The 19,006-nt window shown below is 40.6% G+C and carries 17 protein-coding genes; 10 read left to right on the top strand and 7 right to left on the bottom strand.

The window, feature by feature from the left end:
• Nucleotides 1–269: 269 nt before the first annotated feature.
• Both pdxH and ND6B_RS14745 read left to right on the top strand, forming a co-directional pair.
• The gene (gene pdxH / locus ND6B_RS14740; RefSeq protein ID WP_024602100.1) at nt 270–908 is read left to right on the top strand and encodes a pyridoxamine 5'-phosphate oxidase; all 639 of its coding nucleotides are present in this window, start codon (nt 270–272) and stop codon (nt 906–908) included.
• Nucleotides 909–920: 12 nt separating this feature from the next.
• Nucleotides 921–1,688: a TatD family hydrolase gene (locus tag ND6B_RS14745; RefSeq protein ID WP_033102832.1), complete on the top strand. Its 768-nt coding sequence runs from the start codon at nt 921–923 to the stop codon at nt 1,686–1,688.
• Here ND6B_RS14745 and ND6B_RS14750 read toward each other — a convergent pair.
• Nucleotides 1,655–2,275, bottom strand: a complete 621-nt coding sequence (locus ND6B_RS14750; protein WP_013465696.1) for an AhpA/YtjB family protein — start codon at nt 2,273–2,275, stop codon at nt 1,655–1,657. The genes ND6B_RS14745 and ND6B_RS14750 overlap by 34 nt on opposite strands.
• 142 nt (nt 2,276–2,417) lie before the next feature.
• Here ND6B_RS14750 and serB point away from each other — a divergent pair, with 142 nt between their 5' ends.
• Nucleotides 2,418–3,443 carry a phosphoserine phosphatase SerB gene (gene serB, locus ND6B_RS14755; protein ID WP_033102831.1) on the top strand — a complete coding sequence of 342 codons (1,026 nt, stop codon included), beginning with the start codon at nt 2,418–2,420 and terminating at the stop codon, nt 3,441–3,443.
• On the opposite strand, the gene ND6B_RS14760 is transcribed toward serB, so the two are convergent.
• A complete protein-coding gene (locus tag ND6B_RS14760; RefSeq protein ID WP_033102830.1) occupies nt 3,440–5,920 on the bottom strand; it encodes a PilZ domain-containing protein in 2,481 nt (826 codons plus the stop codon). The two genes, serB and ND6B_RS14760, sit on opposite strands and share 4 nt — an antisense overlap.
• Before the next feature lie 354 nt (nt 5,921–6,274).
• On the opposite strand from ND6B_RS14760, the gene radA reads away from it, so the two are divergent.
• Nucleotides 6,275–7,660, top strand: coding sequence for a DNA repair protein RadA (gene radA, locus ND6B_RS14765; RefSeq protein ID WP_013465693.1), 1,386 nt, complete (start codon nt 6,275–6,277; stop codon nt 7,658–7,660).
• An 85-nt stretch (nt 7,661–7,745) separates the two neighbouring features.
• The gene (locus ND6B_RS14770; RefSeq protein WP_033102829.1) at nt 7,746–8,678 is read left to right on the top strand and encodes a hypothetical protein; all 933 of its coding nucleotides are present in this window, start codon (nt 7,746–7,748) and stop codon (nt 8,676–8,678) included.
• Nucleotides 8,679–8,839: 161 nt separating this feature from the next.
• Here the strand turns inward: ND6B_RS14770 and serA are convergent, their stop codons facing one another.
• The 5 genes from serA to metK form a co-directional block, all read right to left on the bottom strand.
• Nucleotides 8,840–10,069, bottom strand: a complete 1,230-nt coding sequence (serA, locus tag ND6B_RS14775) for a phosphoglycerate dehydrogenase (RefSeq protein ID WP_028833921.1) — start codon at nt 10,067–10,069, stop codon at nt 8,840–8,842.
• Nucleotides 10,070–10,078: 9 nt separating this feature from the next.
• Nucleotides 10,079–10,732, bottom strand: coding sequence for a ribose-5-phosphate isomerase RpiA (gene rpiA / locus ND6B_RS14780; protein WP_013465690.1), 654 nt, complete (start codon nt 10,730–10,732; stop codon nt 10,079–10,081).
• A gap of 53 nt (nt 10,733–10,785) precedes the next feature.
• Nucleotides 10,786–11,382: a 5-formyltetrahydrofolate cyclo-ligase gene (locus ND6B_RS14785; protein WP_033102828.1), complete on the bottom strand. Its 597-nt coding sequence runs from the start codon at nt 11,380–11,382 to the stop codon at nt 10,786–10,788.
• A gap of 18 nt (nt 11,383–11,400) precedes the next feature.
• Nucleotides 11,401–11,946, bottom strand: a complete 546-nt coding sequence (locus tag ND6B_RS14790; protein WP_013465688.1) for a hypothetical protein — start codon at nt 11,944–11,946, stop codon at nt 11,401–11,403.
• 139 nt (nt 11,947–12,085) lie between these two features.
• Complete coding sequence (metK, locus tag ND6B_RS14795) at nt 12,086–13,237, bottom strand: methionine adenosyltransferase (protein ID WP_010387726.1); 1,152 nt, start codon at nt 13,235–13,237, stop codon at nt 12,086–12,088.
• Nucleotides 13,238–13,502: 265 nt separating this feature from the next.
• Between metK and tkt the strand changes: the two genes are divergently transcribed.
• The 5 genes from tkt (at nt 13,503) to ND6B_RS14820 (ending at nt 18,975) form a co-directional block, all read left to right on the top strand.
• A complete protein-coding gene (gene tkt, locus ND6B_RS14800) occupies nt 13,503–15,494 on the top strand; it encodes a transketolase (RefSeq protein ID WP_033102827.1) in 1,992 nt (663 codons plus the stop codon).
• 430 nt (nt 15,495–15,924) lie between these two features.
• Nucleotides 15,925–16,239 carry a pyrimidine/purine nucleoside phosphorylase gene (gene ppnP, locus ND6B_RS14805; RefSeq protein ID WP_010387728.1) on the top strand — a complete coding sequence of 105 codons (315 nt, stop codon included), beginning with the start codon at nt 15,925–15,927 and terminating at the stop codon, nt 16,237–16,239.
• A gap of 190 nt (nt 16,240–16,429) precedes the next feature.
• Nucleotides 16,430–16,786, top strand: a complete 357-nt coding sequence (hpf, locus tag ND6B_RS14810; RefSeq protein WP_013465684.1) for a ribosome hibernation-promoting factor, HPF/YfiA family — start codon at nt 16,430–16,432, stop codon at nt 16,784–16,786.
• A 141-nt stretch (nt 16,787–16,927) separates the two neighbouring features.
• The gene (locus ND6B_RS14815; RefSeq protein WP_033102826.1) at nt 16,928–18,160 is read left to right on the top strand and encodes an NRAMP family divalent metal transporter; all 1,233 of its coding nucleotides are present in this window, start codon (nt 16,928–16,930) and stop codon (nt 18,158–18,160) included.
• 236 nt (nt 18,161–18,396) lie between these two features.
• Nucleotides 18,397–18,975: a hypothetical protein gene (locus tag ND6B_RS14820; protein WP_033102825.1), complete on the top strand. Its 579-nt coding sequence runs from the start codon at nt 18,397–18,399 to the stop codon at nt 18,973–18,975.
• Nucleotides 18,976–19,006 lie beyond the last annotated feature (31 nt).

The following is a 19,006-nucleotide window of genomic DNA, read 5'->3' as shown; positions in this document are numbered from 1 at the left end:
TGACACTGTTCGGTATGTTCACCAATTTTGTAGCTGATAGCTGATAGCTGATAGCTGATAGCTGATAGCTGATAGCTGATAGCTGATAGCTGATAGCTGATAGCTGATAGCTGATAGCTGATAGCTGATAGCTGATAGCTGATAGCTGATAGCTGATAGCTGATAGCTGATAGCTGATAGCTGATAGCTGATAGCTGATAGCTGATAGCTGATAGCTGATAGCTGATAGCTGATAGCTGATAGCTGATAGCTCTTTAGAAGGATTTGATATGAAACTCGAAGATATTCGTCGTGAATACCTGCAAGATGCGCTCAGTGAAGACAACTTGCTTGATGATCCGTTTAAGCAGTTTGAAACCTGGCTTGAGCATGCTGTTGCCAGTAATTTGCCCGACCCTACAGCAATGGTGGTCGCTACGGTTGATGACACCGGTCAGCCTTCACAGCGTATTGTGCTGCTAAAGCATTTAGATGATAACGGTTTTGTGTTTTTTACTAATACCGGTTCACGAAAAGCACAAGAGCTTAAAGGCAATAATAAAATTTCCTTGCACTTTCCATGGCACCACATGGAGCGCCAAGTGATTGTGTATGGTGAGGCGCAGCCGCTTCCAACGTCAGCCGTGGCTAAGTACTTTTTATCACGTCCAAAAGAAAGTCAATTAGCCGCTTGGGCGTCGCAACAAAGCCGCCCGGTGTCGTCGCGCAAAGTGTTAATGGAAACCTTTGCCAATATGAAAAACAAGTTTGCCAAAGGTGAAATACCACTCCCTGATTTTTGGGGGGGATATTGTGTTGTGCCGCAAAAAATCGAGTTTTGGCAAGGCGGAGCTCATCGTCTACATGATCGCTTTATGTATCAGCGTCAGGCCGATAATAGCTGGCAAATAACGCGCTTAAATCCGTAGTGGGCTAGTTTTTTGAAGTTTATAGACTCGCATTGCCATCTTGATTTTAGTGAGTTTGATGCAAACCGCGAATCACTTATTAATGCCTGTGTAGCAAAGGGCGTTAGCCAATTTATTGTGCCAGGTATTAGCTTGGCGCAATCTCAAAACCTACTAGAGTTTAAAGCAACCTACCCACAAGTCAGCATAGCGGCAGGGCTGCATCCTTATTTTTTAGCGCAACACCAACAATCACATTTAGAGTCATTATTTAATTTTGCTAAAGTAAATAAAACACAGCTGGTGGCTATTGGTGAGTGCGGGCTCGATCGCAGTATCGAAAATCTTGAAAAACAAACCTTTTTGTTTGAGCAGCAAATAGCGCTTGCTAATGAGCTTGATTTACCGCTAATTGTTCATCACAGGCAAAGCCATGATTTAATTGCGCAGTCGTTTAAGCGTTGTAGGCCAAAAAACGGCGGTGTGCTCCATGCTTTTTCAGGCTCAATTCAACAAGCACACTATTATATAAAGCAGGGTTTTAAACTTGGAGTCGGTGGGGTTATAACTTACGAGCGTGCAGCTAAAACACGTGCTGTTGTAGCAAAGCTTGAGCCACAGCATTTAGTACTTGAAACTGACTCACCTTCAATGCCACTAAGTGGTTATCAAGGGGAGATAAATACCCCACTGCATATTCCTAAGGTGTTTAATGCGCTCTATGCTTTAAAGCCAAATATCGATAAACATCAATTAGCTATGCAGCTTTATGATTCATGCTCAGAGGTTTTTTGTATATAGCGATTTACCTGCCAGCGCTTTAATCCTCGGCCTAATTGCCAAGTAAAAATACAGGCAATCACTAACATAAGTAGCACTTGGCGACCTAAATCATGAAAATGATTATGGCTTGCCGATACTGCAGCACGGGTTAAATAGGTAATAGATACAAAGCCAATAGGGCGGTTGTCGTCTGAAATAACTTGCTCAACAAAAGGCGTTTTTAACTTACTAATACCCGGCGATGAGTCAGGTAATAAGCCATACACATGATGCGATTGCCAATTATCGCTGCTCGCAAGTACCACACCTTGTTTGTCATAAATAGTGGCCGAGAGTACAAATTCATCTTTACTGATATTGTTGCATAAGGTGGTCAGTTGCTGCTTGTTTTTTTCTATCAGCGGATTTTTAGCATTCAGTGCCATAAACTGAGTGAGAGATTTAGCTGCGCTATTGGCATTATCGTAAAGCAGTTGATGACTTTGAAAGCTACTATTTATACCCACCCAGCTTAATAATACAAAGCAGCCAGCGGCCAATAGCAAACGGACTAAACGCTTTTTTTGCGAGGCTGTAAGTGGATTTTTAAGATGGTTATTTTTCATAGTCACCGTATATGCTGCTGACAGCATTTTGATTTGATGTTACAACTACACTATAACCTTAAATCCACCCTGATGGCGAATTTTGTATCTTATATCCTTATCATCAATGCGCTAAATGTCAGGAAATATAAACGGAGATCCCATGTCGGATGCGAACATGGCACAGCACAGCGCTGAGCAACCATTATCACAACTTACCCTAAATAAATGGTTCAGCTATCAAAAGGGCGTATTTGCACCTTTAAATACAATTCCAAGCAGAGAGCGAGGGCTTTTTAGTATCGCATTTGCAGGCGATTTTAGTATGGCGCATATTAATAGCATGATTGAATTTTTTGCCACTCATCAGCAAAATGTGACAGCAATGTGCCAATACCAGCCAGATTTAGGGTTATCTCCGGCATTATGTTTTTATATAGAAAATACAGAGCAGGCAATAAACCCACTTGAACTTCAAACTTTTGCAAATACCTTGACGTGTCAGTTAGTGCAAGTAACCAATCCCCCTGATTTAAAAAAACCAGGATTATTGGTAATGGATATGGATTCAACAGCCATTACTATTGAGTGCATTGATGAAATTGCGCGTTTAGCCAATGTATATGACGAGGTTGCCAGTGTGACCGCGCAGGCAATGGCAGGTAAGCTTGATTTTAATGAGAGTTTAAACCAACGCGTTGCCAAGCTTGAAGGCATTGAAAAGTGCTTAATTGATGATCTAAAAAGTGCACTGCCTTTAATGCCGGGTATTAAAGCATTGTGCCAAATTTTAAAGCACCACCAATGGTATTTAGCCATTGCATCAGGCGGGTTTGTGCCGTTTGCAGAGCGTGTACAAGAGTTAATTAATTTAGATGAAGTGCATGCCAATGTGCTGGAATTTAAAGACGATAAACTAACAGGTAAAGTGTTAGGAGGCATTGTTGATGCTGAGCAAAAAGCGGTTATTTTAGAATCGCTTCAACAAAAACTAGGCCTTGAAAAAACGCAAACAGTTGCCATTGGTGATGGCGCAAATGATTTAAAAATGATGGCTCAAGCAGGATTAGGCGTTGCTGTGCATGGCAAACCTAAAGTAGTTGAACAAGCCCAAGCGGCTATTTGCCAAGGCTCGTTATTACAATTGCTGTATATGTTGGCAGTTCCGCTAAATCCATCACAGGGTTAACGTAAACGGTTTAACCAAATTAGTTTTCGCCTAGACATTTGCTCAACCTGTTGTTGGTTGAGCGATAAATGCACAAGGGCTTCGTCACTTACATCAATAATATCGCCAACTCCCGATACTGACCACAAGGCATCCTCTAAGTCTTTAGCCTTGTGAATTGCGTATTGGCTAACGTATTTTAGCTCATTTGCTAAGTAGTCAGTATCGAGTCGACCAGTACGTGAAATATATAAACGCATTATAAAAACCAGCTCAGACTTCAGCCCTTTACTTACTTGCTGTTTAAACTCGCTGCAGTCGGTGCCTAAAATACACTGACTGGTAATTGCATCAGCTATATTTTCTTTTTTAGGATCGAAGTTAATCACCAAACTAAATTCTAATGGCGAGTCTTGGCGAGAGCGCTCTTTAATATTCGGGGTGATCACATCAGCAATGTGCGCTTTAGTAATAATATTTGATAAGTCTGTTTTAGTATTTAGCAGTAAAAAATTTTGTAAAATAACATGCAGAGGGCTTGGATATAAACCAAATCCCATGGCGCCAATTTCAAAGTGAGCCATTGATTTATGTAAATATATTGGGAACTGGCAAAGTGTTTTGGTTACCATATTTCTAAGTGCTGTAGAAAGCCCAGGTACTTTAGGTGACTCTTCAGCAACTTTTAATTTTTGTTTATTGCTGTCAATTAAAAGAGTAAAAAAATCGACCCCAGTATGAGGCGACTTTTTCTCTACGTGTGCTTTTAAATTAATCGTGGTTAACGATTTACTTACCGCCATTACTTCATATTGAATAAGACTTAATGAATAACTTTTGGTGATTTTTTGTAAATCGGGGAATGACAGCGACACGATATCGCCTTTTTTAAAGTTTACTTCTTGATTGCACTCTAGTTGCAAACCAAAGACTGAAAAGTCCCGAGTATGGCCATGCAGTACTGAGTCACGGGTGTTAATAACGACGCTGGTTTTATAAAGGTAACGCTTATTAGATCGAAGGTTCACGTACTCTAACGGCACGGTATTTAGCTCCGGCGGTGATGCATGCTTACTGTGGCCAAATAATTTCAATTTATTGGCCAAGGCTTTATCAAATTCATACTGTTGATAATGCTGTTGTTCATGCTTATTACCTACTTGAGTAAGTAGCATTAAATATTTTACGTCTTTTATGGCGCCTTCAACACGTGGTGAAGGCGGTTTATTAAGTTTCTCAATATCTTTACCCAAAGAGTTAGGTAAAGATAAAGGAATATAAGCATCTTCAGTATGGCTTGGCATCAATTGTAATTTAAAGCAGCGCCAACTGTCTCTTCGGCTACCAAAACCAAAAAATAACGCTTTTAATTGTGCATGTTGCTCAAGCTCTGAACGAGTGGCTGAATAGTAGTAAATTTTTCCTGCAGAGACATGGGTAAAGGTATATAAATATTCCTCTTTTACAGCAACAGGTTTTAGTGCCAAGTTACGAATACGCTTATGGTTTAACACACTGTATAGGCAAGATACTTTGCGCTCATCGGTAAAGTAACGCTGAATAAACAGGCTGTTTTCTGTAGTTAAACTTAAGCTTGGATAATAAACACCGTTTTTTTGACTTATAAAAACGTATAGCGAATTGACCCTAGGAATGTAATATTGCTCGTAGCCTTTAGAAATAACTGCATCGAGGGTGTTATCTAAGTTCACTTTGTAGCGGCGTTTATTGCCATGGATAAAGCTTTCTAAAAAATGGTCAAACGCGGTGTTGTTTTCTTTAAATGTGCGTTTTAAGCGAATATGATTAAATTCATCCGAGGTGTTTTCTATCGCAACCACTTCGTATTCAATCCCATTTTTTAACCCAAGCTCAAAATCTTGTTCAAGGCCAACTAAGTGCATAACAATAAGCTGACCTTTTTTTAAGTTATAGCGGAATGCCAACTTAATTTTACAGCCACTGAGTGAAATATCAGAAGTACTTGCTTCAATTTTTGTTTGCTCATCGTACTCAATAGTAATTTTAATTGAGTAATTCATTCGCTCTTCGCGACGACTTTCATAAGCCGCAAACTTAATTACATCGGTGGGTAGTTCGGGTAATGGTTCAATTATTTTAGCTGGGGTGGTCGTTGATTTTTGCTGTAATACACGATAATTATTTTCGGTATTCATCACCGCTTCGTACACGGCAAGGGTGTAGCCTTTATGTTGTTTTATTGCTGCTTCGAATACTTCAATGGCGGTGTCATCCATAAAGTGTTGTTTACCGTTATGCTCATAAGGTTTTACTTGGCCTGTTACTGAGCCTCGCAGATCAATAAAGCGGTCTATCGGCTGAGATAAACGCGACATTTCCATTTTTATTAAAAACTGCTCGGGTTTGCTTAACTCGGCGGTTTTTGACTTGAAAATGAGATCAAACTTAGCATTTCCCAAATACTGTTTTAATTCATTTACAAGCGCTTCATGCTTGAGCAATACGTCTTCAGCCATTTATAAATCATCACCGTCTAATTTAAAAGTAGGTATACTGTTGCAATCATTTATTAGAGAATTAAATAAATCTAATATCGAAAAGTAGTTAAATGCGACCACGATATTATGCATAACTATACTTTGTGTTTATTGTTATTCGTTATGAGCCAATTAATTGGCATGTTTTTATTAGCTTTTTAAAGCAAGAAGCATGCCCTAAAGCAGGTTGAATGAAACTACATCAGTATAGTGTGAGTGTGATACTAAATGCGCTATTCCACAAGGCGTTGTTGCTAAGGTAAAGCCAGCAATGGCAAAATAAGCGCTTAACAGTCAATATTTCAAAATAAAGAATAGTAGGTAAGGTTTTAAATGGCTAAAGCGGCAAAAGTAGAGTTTGTTTGTACAGAATGTGGCATGAACTATCAACGCTGGCAAGGTCAGTGTCGCTGCGGTGCGTGGAACACATTAGCAGAGTTTAAACCTTCTGCAGGGCAAAGCAAAAAAGTAGCAGCTCGTGCAAGTGTCGGTGGCTACGCCGGTGGTATTGGCGGTGGCTCTAAAAAAATTAATGAAGTAGCAACCTCAGAGGCAGAAAAACAGCTTACTGAAATTGGCGAACTTGACCGCGTACTAAGCGGCGGTGTAACCACCGGCTCGGTTAATATTATTTCTGGCGATCCGGGGGCGGGTAAAACAACACTACTATCTGATTTGGTGGCAAGAATGTCTCAGCGTATGCCATCACTTTACTGTACTGCGGAGGAGTCTCTATCGCAGTTTAAAAACAGGGTTAATCGGTTAAAACTAAATTACAACGAAGATGAACTCTATTTACTGTCAGAAACCAGTGTTGAAACCATTATTGAAGAGCTGGATAAAAACAAAATTAAGTTTGCCGTTATCGACTCTATTCAAGCCGTTGTCACCGACACCGCTAATGGTAGCCCTGGCTCACCCTCGCAAGTAAAAAGTGCCGCTCAAGCGCTAACCCAATATTGTAAGCAAAACGATGTCACTATGTTCATTATTGCTCACGTAAATAAAAATAATGAAATAGCTGGCCCGCAAACATTAGTGCATATTGTTGATGCACTGTTACATATTGATACTAACGATGGTCAAGTGCGTACGCTGCGTGCTAATAAAAATCGCTTTGGTGATATAGATACTGTGGGCATTTTTAAAATGTGTGAACGCGGTATGCTCAGTGTGGATAACCCCAGTGAAATTTTCTTATCCGGTTCAACCACTGAATCACCGGGATCGACGATCACCTGTATTCGTAAGGGAAATCGTAATTTACTACTCGAAATTCAGTGTTTAACCACCGAAACAGAGGCTGAGTTTCCACAGCGAGTGTGTGTTGGTTTAAATATGAACCGGATTAAAATGCTTACCGGTATTTTACGTAAGCACACTAAAACCAAAATATTCCACGATACATTTTTTAATATTGTCGGTGGCCTAAAAATTGATGAGTCAGAAACCTGCATTGACTTAGCGCTGGTTACTGCACTTTTGAGTAGTTTAAACGAATTTGTTGTACCTCGAACCACCTGTATTATGGGGGAGTTAAGTTTAAATGGTGATGTACGCCCAATCGACAGTGGTGTGCCCCGTGTTAAAGAAGCGGCGCAACATGGGTTTACTGAAATATTTATCCCATTTCGTAACTACCATAAATCAATGGAAGGGCTGGGTGCCAAAATAACGCCGGTTAAAACCGTGCACGAGCTACTTAGTTTAATTAATTAGCAAACAAAAAGTGCTTAACGACTTATGTTCTCAATGTTAGTCTTGCTTAAAGCCACTTATATAAAGAGTTTAATAAGGAAATAACATGAAAAAATTAGTGATTGCAGCCGCGATTATTGCTGCAGGTGTGGGTGGCGTAAGCTATGCAAACTATGTAGCAACCCAAGAGGTACGCGCTGAGGTTGATAAGCAGTTGGCTTTGGTTAGCGAACAAACAGGTGCCAGCTTTAACTATGCAGAACTATCGGCGAGTGTTATTTCAAATAGTGTTGCCATTAGTAATATAGAAGTGACCAGCCCTGAGGGTGAAAATATTGCCACGGTTGAGCATGTGGAAGTGACAGGTTACGAAACCGATAAAATATCGCCTCATACTGCTTTTACACTGAAGAACTTCCAATTTGATAAAAGCTTTGTCGCTACACTGCCTGCAGATACTAATGCACAACTTGCCTCGGCCAGCTATGATTTACACTCATCATTAGATTACGATGAGCAATCAGGTAACAGCGATATAGTTGTTAAACTACACGCCAACGATATTGCCAGCATTGATATGAATATGGGGCTGGCTAATTCTAAAGCGCTTATGGATGCTTCGCTTGAAATAAGCAAAGCTCAGCAAACAGCAGGTGATACACCGCTTACTTATGAGCAAGAGTTGCAACAGCAAACACTTATTATGCAAGCAATGAGCAAGTTAGAGCCACGCACTATGAGTGTAATGCTCGATAACCAAGGTGAGTTAAGTACTTTGCTAGAAAGTGAATTAGCCAAACAAGGTATGACACTAGAGCAGATGCAAATGATGCTAGCTCAACAGTTACAGCAAGCGCCGGTAACCGAAGAAATAGCGCAAGCATTAACTGACTTTGCTAAAGGTCTAAATTCGCTTAGTGTCTCAGCTAAACTGCCTGAAGGTAAAACCATGATGGAAGTAAATCAGCAGCTAATGATGTTAGCAGGGCAACCCGAAGAGCTGGTTAAATTTATAAATTTAGAAGTAAAAGGCAAATAATAGAATAAGTTGCCAGCTTCCAGTTTAATGTAAAAAGCCGTACTTGATTATTCAAGTACGGCTTTTATTATTTTAGCTGATAGCTGATAGCTGATAGCTGATAGCTGATAGCTGATAGCTGATAGCTGATAGCTGATAGCTGATAGCTGATAGCTGATTACTTAGTGAAGAATACGCGCTCTAATTGTACCTTCAACTGCACTGAGCTCTTTAAGTGCGACTTCTGAGTGATCTGTGTCTACATCAATAACCACGTAACCAATTGCTTCATCGGTTTGTAAGTACTGTGCGGCAATGTTAATACCGTGCTGAGCAAACGCTTGGTTAATTTGCGTTAGCACGCCAGGGCGGTTGTGATGCACGTGTAACAGGCGGCTGCGATTAGCAAGCTCTGGCAATGATACTTCAGGGAAGTTAACTGCGGTAATAGTTGAGCCGTTATCTGAGTACTTAGCGAGTTTACCCGCTACTTCAATACCAATGTTCTCTTGTGCTTCTTGAGTAGAACCACCTATATGCGGCGTTAAAATAACGTTGTCGAATTCACGCAGTGGCGATATAAATTCTTCATCGTTAGATTTAGGTTCAACTGGGAATACGTCAATTGCTGCGCCGCTGAGTTTTTTCTCTGTTAGCGCTTCTGCTAGGGCGTCAATATCAACGACAGTACCACGTGAAGCGTTAATTAAAATAGAGCCTTGCTTCATTACCGCCAATTCAGCCGTGCCAATCAGGTTTTTAGTTTGCGGTGTTTCAGGTACGTGCAAGCTAATAATATCAGCGCGTTGCAATAGCTGCGTTAAGTTATGTACTTGTGTCGCATTACCTAAAGACAGTTTGTCTTCAATGTCGTAATACTCCACGTTCATACCAATATTTTCAGCCATAATGCCCAACTGAGTACCAATGTGACCGTAGCCAATAATACCTAAGGTTTTACCGCGCGCTTCAAACGAGCCATTGGCTGTTTTTAACCAGCCACCACGGTGCGCAGCGGCATTTCGCTGTGGAATACCACGTAATAAAAGCAGTATTTCACCTAGTACAAGCTCAGCTACAGAGCGAGTATTTGAAAACGGGGCATTAAATACTGCAATACCGCGCTCACGTGCTGCGTTTAAATCTACTTGGTTGGTACCAATACAAAAACAACCGATAGCAACCAGTTTTTCAGCTGCATTTAATACCGATTCATTAATATGAGTACGAGAACGCAGCCCCACAAAGTGCACATCTTTAATGCGCTCAATAAGCTCGTCCTCAGGTAGCGATGTTTTAACGTAGTCGATATTGCTATAACCGTTACGTTTTAGCGTTTCAACAGCGCTTTGATGAACACCTTCAAGCAAGAGAATTTTAATTTTGTCTTTTGCTAACGATACCTTACTCATAACCATATCCTATTTAATTTGTGGCCCATTTTTTGTGCCGATAATCACTTTATCAGCACCGCGCTCTGCAAATAGGCCGTTGGTGACTACGCCAACAATTTGATTTATTTGTGTTTCAAGCTGTTTAGCATGGGTAATTTTTAAATTATGTACATCTAAAATAACGTTGCCGTTATCGGTTACAACACCTTGGCGATACACAGGATCACCGCCAAGTTTTAATAATTCGCGGGCAACATAGCTGCGCGCCATCGGAATAACTTCAACTGGCAGCGGGAAATCCCCTAAGGTATCGACTAGTTTGGTGTCATCAACAATACACACAAACTGTTTAGCCACTGCCGCTACTATTTTTTCACGGGTGAGCGCTGCACCACCGCCTTTAATCATTTCGTTTAGAGCGTTAATTTCATCTGCGCCATCAACGTATACATCCAGAGCATCAACATCATTTAGCTCAAATACTTCTATACCAAGTTCTTTTAAACGTGCTGTAGACGCTTCTGAACTAGATACTGCACCAACAATGGTGTCTTTTACTGTGCCTAAAGCATCAATAAAATGATTAACGGTTGAGCCTGTACCAACACCCACTATGGTGTTTTCTTTTACAAACTCCAGTGCAGCCCATGCAGCTGCTTTTTTTAATTCATCTTGTGTCATTGCTATGTGCTCATTTATGTCAAAAATAGACTGTTAGTTTACAAGATTAATTGTTACCAACAGTAGGTTTTATTGGGTGTAATAATAGTTTTAAGAGGCACATCCCACGATTCAATAGGGAGCTTATCCACTTGTTGGCATTCGTGTGCTAGGCCAATAAGTTGTGGTTGCTGCCAGTTTTCTTCGTGTAAACGTGCCAAGGTTCTATCGTAAAACCCACCCCCCATTCCAAGGCGATTACCAAATTTATCAAATGCAACAAGTGGCATAAGTAGATAATCAAGCGCTGGCAATGGGCATATTTGAGAGCAGTTCAGCTTAGGCTCCAAGATACCATAGCGGTTTGCTCTCATGGGTGAGTTTTTTTCATATCGTTGAAATAGTAAATTAGCCCCGTTGAAAGGGTGAATTATAGGTAAGTAAACATGCTGTTTTTTGAGCCATAATTCTTTAATTAACAATGATGTATCTAGCTCTCCATCATTGCTTAAATAAATGGCGATATGTTTTTTTTTAGCTATTTTTTGGCTTTTTATATATTGAATAAAATTCACTTTAAGAGAGTGGGCCGCTATTTCTTGCTGGTTTTTTGATAGATTATTCCGTGCTTTACGAATATCGAGTCTTATTTGTGCGCGATTATTGCTCATTAAATAACTAAACCATAATTAAAAAGAGAATAAGTTCGGGAACATTAAATACACAGCAAGCACAATAAGTAATATTACAACTGTGGCAATCAGTGAATATAAAACAAGGTTACTGCGTTTTTTGGGTGTTGTAGAGAGTGGCTCATCTAGCATTAAATCGTCATCTTGCCATGGTTCGTCATTTTCATCAGGCAGTGATAACTCAACCTCGGGGAGACGTTGCTCAAGATCCTCAAGTTTCTCTTCAAGACGAATTAAGCTACTAGTAATGTAATCTAAGGCATCAAATAAGCGCTGATCTCGCTGGCTGTCGTGCGCTTTTTGAGAAGTAGCTTGTGTAGGGGCTGTTTGCTGAAGTTTGCTTTTGATCCCCAGCGTTGAAAGTAACTTAGCTTGCTTAAGGGCTTTCTCTTTGTTGCTAGGAGCAAACAGCGGCTTGCCATTAAAAAATGCCGCCACCTTTTCAGGTGAGGTTTTTAGTTTTTCTGTCAGTGCATTGGTCACTGCTTGGCTGTCTGCGCCTTCTGCAAGTCCTACAAATATAACACGAAAATTGTCGGCCATTTTTTATCCCTAACACGCTTTATTGTATAAGCAGAGTATATACCTAAAATGTTAAACAGTTCGAGACTGTTTTATGACTAACTTAATACACATAGCAAAACGGCCCTAAAAAGGGCCGTTTTAATATTAGCTAGGTGGCTTACAGGCCAGCTGCTGCGCGAAGTGCGTCTGCTTTATCTGTGCGTTCCCATGGGAATTCATCACGGCCAAAGTGGCCGTAAGCCGCTGTTGGAAGATAAATAGGGCGCTCAAGATCAAGCATTTGAATCAGGCCGTAAGGGCGTAAGTCAAAGTGTTCACGAATAAGTTCGATTAAACGCGCTTCTTCTAATTTACCTGTGCCAAATGTTTCAACACTGATAGATGTTGGCTCTGCAACACCAATAGCATAAGACACCTGAAGTTCACACTTGTCAGCAAGGCCAGCAGCAACAATGTTTTTAGCAACATAACGTGCAGCATAAGCCGCTGAGCGGTCAACTTTTGATGGATCTTTACCAGAGAAAGCACCACCACCGTGACGAGCCATGCCACCGTAAGTATCTACAATGATTTTACGACCAGTTAAACCACAGTCACCCATTGGTCCACCAATTACAAAACGACCAGTTGGGTTAATAAAGAATTTAGTGGCACTAGTAATCAGCTCAGCAGGAAGTACTGGCTTAATAATCGTTTCCATTACCGCTTCTACTAAATCACTTTGCGATACATCTTCGCTGTGCTGAGTAGAAAGTACAACGGCATCAATGCCTACTGGCTTGCCATTTTCGTATGCAAACGTAACCTGTGATTTTGCATCTGGACGCAACCAGTTAAGCTCGCCGCTTTTACGTACTTGTGCTTGGCGTTGTACTAAACGGTGAGAATAAGTAATTGGAGCAGGCATTAATACTTCAGTTTCGTTACATGCGTAACCAAACATTAGACCTTGGTCGCCAGCGCCTTGCTCTTCTGGGCTTGTACGGTCAACACCTTGGTTAATGTCAGGAGACTGTTTACCAATCGTGTTTAAAATTGCACACGAATCGGCATCAAAGCCCATGTCTGAATGTGTGTAACCAATTTCACGTACTGTTTTACGTGTAATTTCTTCGATATCAACCCATGCGCTAGTCGTGATTTCACCACCAACCATAACCATACCGGTTTTAACGTAAGTTTCACACGCTACACGGGCATGAGAGTCTTGCTCTAGGATAGCATCAAGTACCGCATCAGAAATTTGATCGGCGATTTTATCCGGATGACCTTCAGAAACAGATTCAGAAGTAAATAAATGTTTTGCCATTGTAATTATGCTCACAAATATTGCGCTTCACAAACGTCGGTATTAGCGCTAAAAAATTAAGGCGCGTATTTTATCTAAAACAAATGAACTTGCATAGTTTTTTTACGCCTAGACGTCTAAATAAAATATCTAATAGTAAATGGTTCTTAAAAAATATTCATAATGCCCTATTTTTATGGGTTTTTAATTGCACACAGCCCCTACAATAAGTAAGAATGGGGATAAATAAATACCCGCGCAAATACATATAAAGGTAGGAGAATTCATGCCATCTCGCAAAGAACTTGCAAATGCTATTCGCGTCTTGTCAATGGACGCAGTACAAAAGGCCAAATCTGGTCACCCTGGAGCCCCTATGGGCATGGCTGATATCGCAGAAGTATTATGGCGCGATTATCTAAAACATAACCCAACAAATCCAGAGTGGGCTGACCGAGATCGATTTATACTCTCAAATGGTCACGGTTCAATGCTAATTTATTCTCTACTGCATTTAAGTGGTTATGACTTGCCACTGGACGAAATTAAAAACTTCCGCCAAATGCATTCCAAAACACCAGGCCATCCAGAATATGGATACGCGCCAGGAATTGAGACCACTACGGGCCCATTAGGTCAAGGGATCACAAATGCGGTAGGTATGGCGATTGCTGAAAAAGCATTAGCAGCGCAGTTTAACCGTGAAGGCCATGACATTGTTGATCACCACACGTATGCGTTTATGGGTGATGGTTGTTTAATGGAAGGTATTTCTCATGAAGCATGCTCACTAGCCGGTACATTAGGCCTAGGCAAATTAGTGGCATTTTGGGATGACAACGGCATTTCAATCGACGGTGAAGTTGAAGGTTGGTTTAGTGATGATACCCCAGCACGTTTTAAAGCATACGGCTGGCATGTAATTAGTGACGTTGATGGCCATGATAGCGATGCAGTAAGTGCAGCAATTGCAGAAGCTAAAAGCGTGACTGATAAGCCAACACTAATTTGTTGTAAAACTATTATTGGTTACGGCTCACCTAATAAATCAGGTAGCCACGATTGTCACGGTGCACCACTAGGTGATGACGAAATTAAAGCGTCTCGCGAGTTTTTAGGTTGGACGGGCAATGCATTTGAAATCCCTGAAGATATTTATGCACAGTGGGATAACAAAGAAAAAGGCCAACAGCTTGAAGCAAGCTGGGACGAAAAATTTGCCGCATATGAAAAAGCATACCCAGAGCTAGCAGCAGAATACAAACGCCGTACACATTCAGAATTACCAGCTGACTGGGCTGAAAAATCACAAGCGTACATTGAAGAGCTGCAAGCAAATCCAGCAAACCCAGCATCACGTAAAGCGTCGCAAAATGCATTAAACGCGTTTGGTCCGTTACTACCTGAATTTATGGGTGGCTCTGCCGATTTAGCGGGTTCAAACTTAACAATTTGGGATGGCTCTAAAGGCTTAACTGCTGATGATGCAAGTGGTAACTACATTTACTACGGTGTACGTGAGTTTGGTATGTCGGCCATTATGAACGGTATTGCACTGCATAAAGGCTTTATTCCTTACGGTGCAACGTTCTTAATGTTTATGGAATACGCACGCAACGCGGTACGTATGGCTGCATTAATGAAGCAACCAAGCATTTTTGTATACACGCACGATTCAATTGGTTTAGGTGAAGATGGTCCTACTCACCAACCAGTTGAGCAAATTGCGAGCATGCGTTTAACGCCTAACCTATACAACTGGCGCCCATGTGACCAAGTTGAGTCAGCAATTGCATGGCAACAAGCTATTGAACGTAAAGACGGTCCTACATCATTAATCTTTACTCGTCAAGGCTTAGAGCAGCAAGCTCGTGATGCCCAGCAATTAAGCGACGTTAAAAAGGGTGGTTACATCTTAAGTTGTGACGGCAATCCAGAGCTTATTTTGATTGCAACGGGTTCTGAAGTACAGCTAGCGCAAGACTCTGCGAAAGAGCTACGTGGGCAGGGTAAAAAGGTACGTGTTGTATCTATGCCATGTACTGATGCGTTTGAAGACCAATCGCCTGAGTACAAAGAAAGCGTATTACCAGCAAGCGTTTCACGTCGCGTAGCGATTGAAGCGGGTATTGCTGATTACTGGTACAAGTACGTAGGCCTAAATGGCGCCGTAGTTGGTATGACCACCTTTGGTGAGTCGGCACCGGCAAACGAGCTGTTTGAGTTCTTCGGCTTTACGGTAGAAAATGTAGTTAACAAAGCAAACGCATTGTTTTAATTAATTACTTTAGTGTTTTAAAAGCCCGCGCTGTGTAAACAGGGCGGGCTTTTTTATGAGCTGTACTTTTATCACTTCTCTAAAGCGTAGTGCCTCATCGCCCTCTTTGTGCACAAATCATTAAAAATTAATTTGAACAAAGAGAAGCGAATGAGAAGAAAAGAGGCAATACAAAACCCAAATTATAAAAAATAGTTGTTTGATCACTTCTCTAAAGCGCAGCGTCTTTTAGTTCTCTTTGTCCATAAATCACTAAAAGTACTGTTCGAAACTCGTAGCCCGTTGCTCGAAGCATATCTCTCTATAAAGTCGTTCTTTTTTAACCTTTTGGATTTTAGATGAGTAATTTTCACAGCACTTAACTTGCAAGGTTTATATGTATCAGGCACTGTGGGGGTAACAAAATTATAAATTAACAACAGGAGTTAACATGCCAAAGTTCGATAACGTTAGTGTGGTTAAAAAAGCCAATGTATATTTTGATGGCAAAGTATCAAGCCGAACTGTGCTTTTAGGAAATGGTGAAGCGAAAACCTTGGGTTTTATGCAACCCGGTGAATTTGAGTTTAATACTAACCAAAAAGAGTGTATGGAGTTGTTAGCAGGGCAGTGGGATGTGTTATTACCAGGTGAAAGCGAGTGGAAAACATTTAATGCGGGTGAGTCATTTAATGTTGATGCTAATGTCAGCTTCCATGTAAAAGTAAGTGATTTTGCTGATTATTGCTGTTCATACACAGATTAATTACATGAATGGTTAAATTACCAGCACCTCTGAAAGGCCGCTATCACGCGGCTTTTTCCATACTTAATGCTAAATGAATGATCTAAATCAGGTGGGGTAATAAATAATTGCGTAATTTTCATTTTTTCTCTTGTGTTAATTCGTTTAGCCCCCAATACTAACTATGAGGTAACAAATAAAAGGATACCCTATGAAAATTAATCTTTCTGGTCACCATGTTGACGTTACTGATTCTATTAAAGAACACATTAACGAAAAGTTCTCAAAAGTCGCGAGCCATTTTCCATCATTGATATCTCTAGATATTATTCTTTCAAAAGAGCATCATAAGTTCCAAGCAGAAATTAGCACAAATTATGAAGGTGCGCGTATATCGGTAAAAGGGGAAAACGAAGTTATGTATCCTGCTATTTCCAGCGCAGCTAAAAAACTCGATGCCGCATTAAAGCATCGTAAAGGGCAAATAAAAGCAAATTTACATGAAAAGCCTGTAAGTACCACACCAGAAATAGCACATGAAATCATCCAAGAGATGGATTTAAATTAATAACTAACAGCGTGTTATTTTAAAAAGAGCCTAAGGGCTCTTTTTTATTGCCTGTAAATTAGGTAAGTTATGCATTCACACAGTTTATTAATGATAAAAATTAATAATAAAAGCACATAACACACCAAATTTGAGAAGTTAATGCAGTACACACAAAACACATGGAAGTCTCGGTTAGGGGCGCTCGGCCCAGGTATTTTAATGGCAACCGCTGCCATTGGTGGCTCACACTTGGTGGCCTCTACTCAAGCAGGCGCATTGTTTGGCTGGCAGCTATTTTGTCTTATTGTGGTGGTTAACGTTTTAAAGTACCCGTTTTTTCGTTTTGGTATGGAATACACACTCGCCACCAAAAACAGTTTAGTAGAAGGGTATAAAAACCAAGGCCCTGGCTATTTTTACAGCTTTATTGCCCTCAATATTATTGCCGCTGTGGTAAATACCGCAGGTGTATTGTTGCTTACGGCGAGCTTATTACACTACGCATTACCTATTAGCATTCCTGTTACCTTATTGTGTTGGGTAATATTGGCCGTGTGTTTAATTATATTATTACTGGGGCATTTTAAAGCACTCGATAACGTAGCAAAAGCTATTATGGGGCTACTTACTATAGCAACCATCACTGCATTGGTTATTGCTATAAATAACGGCCCAGTAGCGCCTGTAAACTACGTTGGCCCCTCACCGTATGAACTTGCCATGTTGGGCTTTCTGGTTGCCTTAATGGGCTGGATGCCAGCGCCTATTGAAATATCGGCACTGAGTTCTTTATGGCTTAAGGAAAAACAAACTCAGCAAAGTGTGACTAAAAACCAAGGCTTATTCGATTTTAATCTAGGTTATTGGTTAACCGCCGGGCTTGCGCTGGTATTTTTTAGTTTAGGCGCGTTAGTGCAATACGGGCAGAGTACAAATATAGAGCTAGGCGGCGTGGCGTTTGCTAAACAGCTGATTGATATGTACGCATCAACAATAGGCGAGTGGGCAAGGCCTTTGGTATCAGCCATCGCGTTTTTATGTATGTTTGGCACCACACTCACCGTACTTGACGGTTACGCCCGCACACTTAACGAATCACACAAATTACTTGGTTTTAAGCAATCTAAACACAGCTTAAATACGTGGCTTATACTGCAAGCATTGGCCGGTATGGCGGTTATTTTATTTTTTAAATCAGCCCTTGGCCCTATGCTTACCTTTGCAATGACACTTGCTTTTGTAACCACCCCTGTTTTTGCATGGCTTAACTTCAGCCTAGTGCGCTCAGAGCCCGCGATTAAACACAGTCTACTTTTGCGTGGCTTAACCTGGTTAGGCTTGGTGTACTTGGTTGGTTTTGCTATGGCGTTTGTGGTTTGGAGGTTGATGTAATTTTATATTCGAGGTTCGAGGTGAAAGGTACAAATCAAACAACCTCTGCATAAATGTCGATTGTTGTAGACCGCGATAGGCTTCAGCGAGCGAAGATAAGACGGTCAAAAATTATGATGTTTATCCTAATTAGTTAAAATATGGGTTAGATAGGGCTGAGTGAATGTACGATAACAATCCAATTGAGTTTATACACCGCTTATTTGGTATTCCTTACTCAGGAAGACGGTACTAAAATGGCAAGCTCGGCTAATCAACTCCCACCTGCCAACCCTAAAAAAGGGTGGCTTTCTATAGGCGTTTTATGTTTAATCATTACTCTCTATGCCTACAGTTTTAAATTAGAAATTAGCACATTAAGTCTTATTGCTGAAAATGTAATTTCGTTAAAAATTAAACCTGTAGTAATTCCTTTGATAGTTATGATGCCCACTTTTTTTGTACTCATCTACGGTATTTATCAAAGAATGCAAGGTGATATATCAGAGAAATCGATGCGAAGGGGACTATTTGTTATTATAGGATGCTTCCCTCTATTTCTGATTACCTGGTGGATTTACAGCTGGCAACTTAGTGATAAACTTGAAAGTGAAGGCTATTCCATTTGTCACTGGTATTCAGGAGCTTCTCTAGGAGCTCCAAAAATTTGGCTTTCAGATCCAGGTTACTGTATTGAAGACGGTTATTTAGTAAGGATTGAATTACTTGAATGGCTAAAGCAGCAGCGGTTAAGTGGAAAAACACCATCCATTGAAGTCTTCGAGAAGCAATTAGAATTCATGCTCAGTGAATACCATCAAAAATATGGTGTATGAGCTACTTAAAATGCATTAACTAAGTTTTTTA

The sequence above is a fragment of the Pseudoalteromonas sp. ND6B genome, from assembly GCF_000764215.1.
Classification (GTDB): Bacteria; Pseudomonadota; Gammaproteobacteria; order Enterobacterales; family Alteromonadaceae; genus Pseudoalteromonas; species Pseudoalteromonas tetraodonis.
Note: the sequence above shows the minus strand (reverse complement) of the source record. Positions and strands in the feature narration are given on the sequence as shown.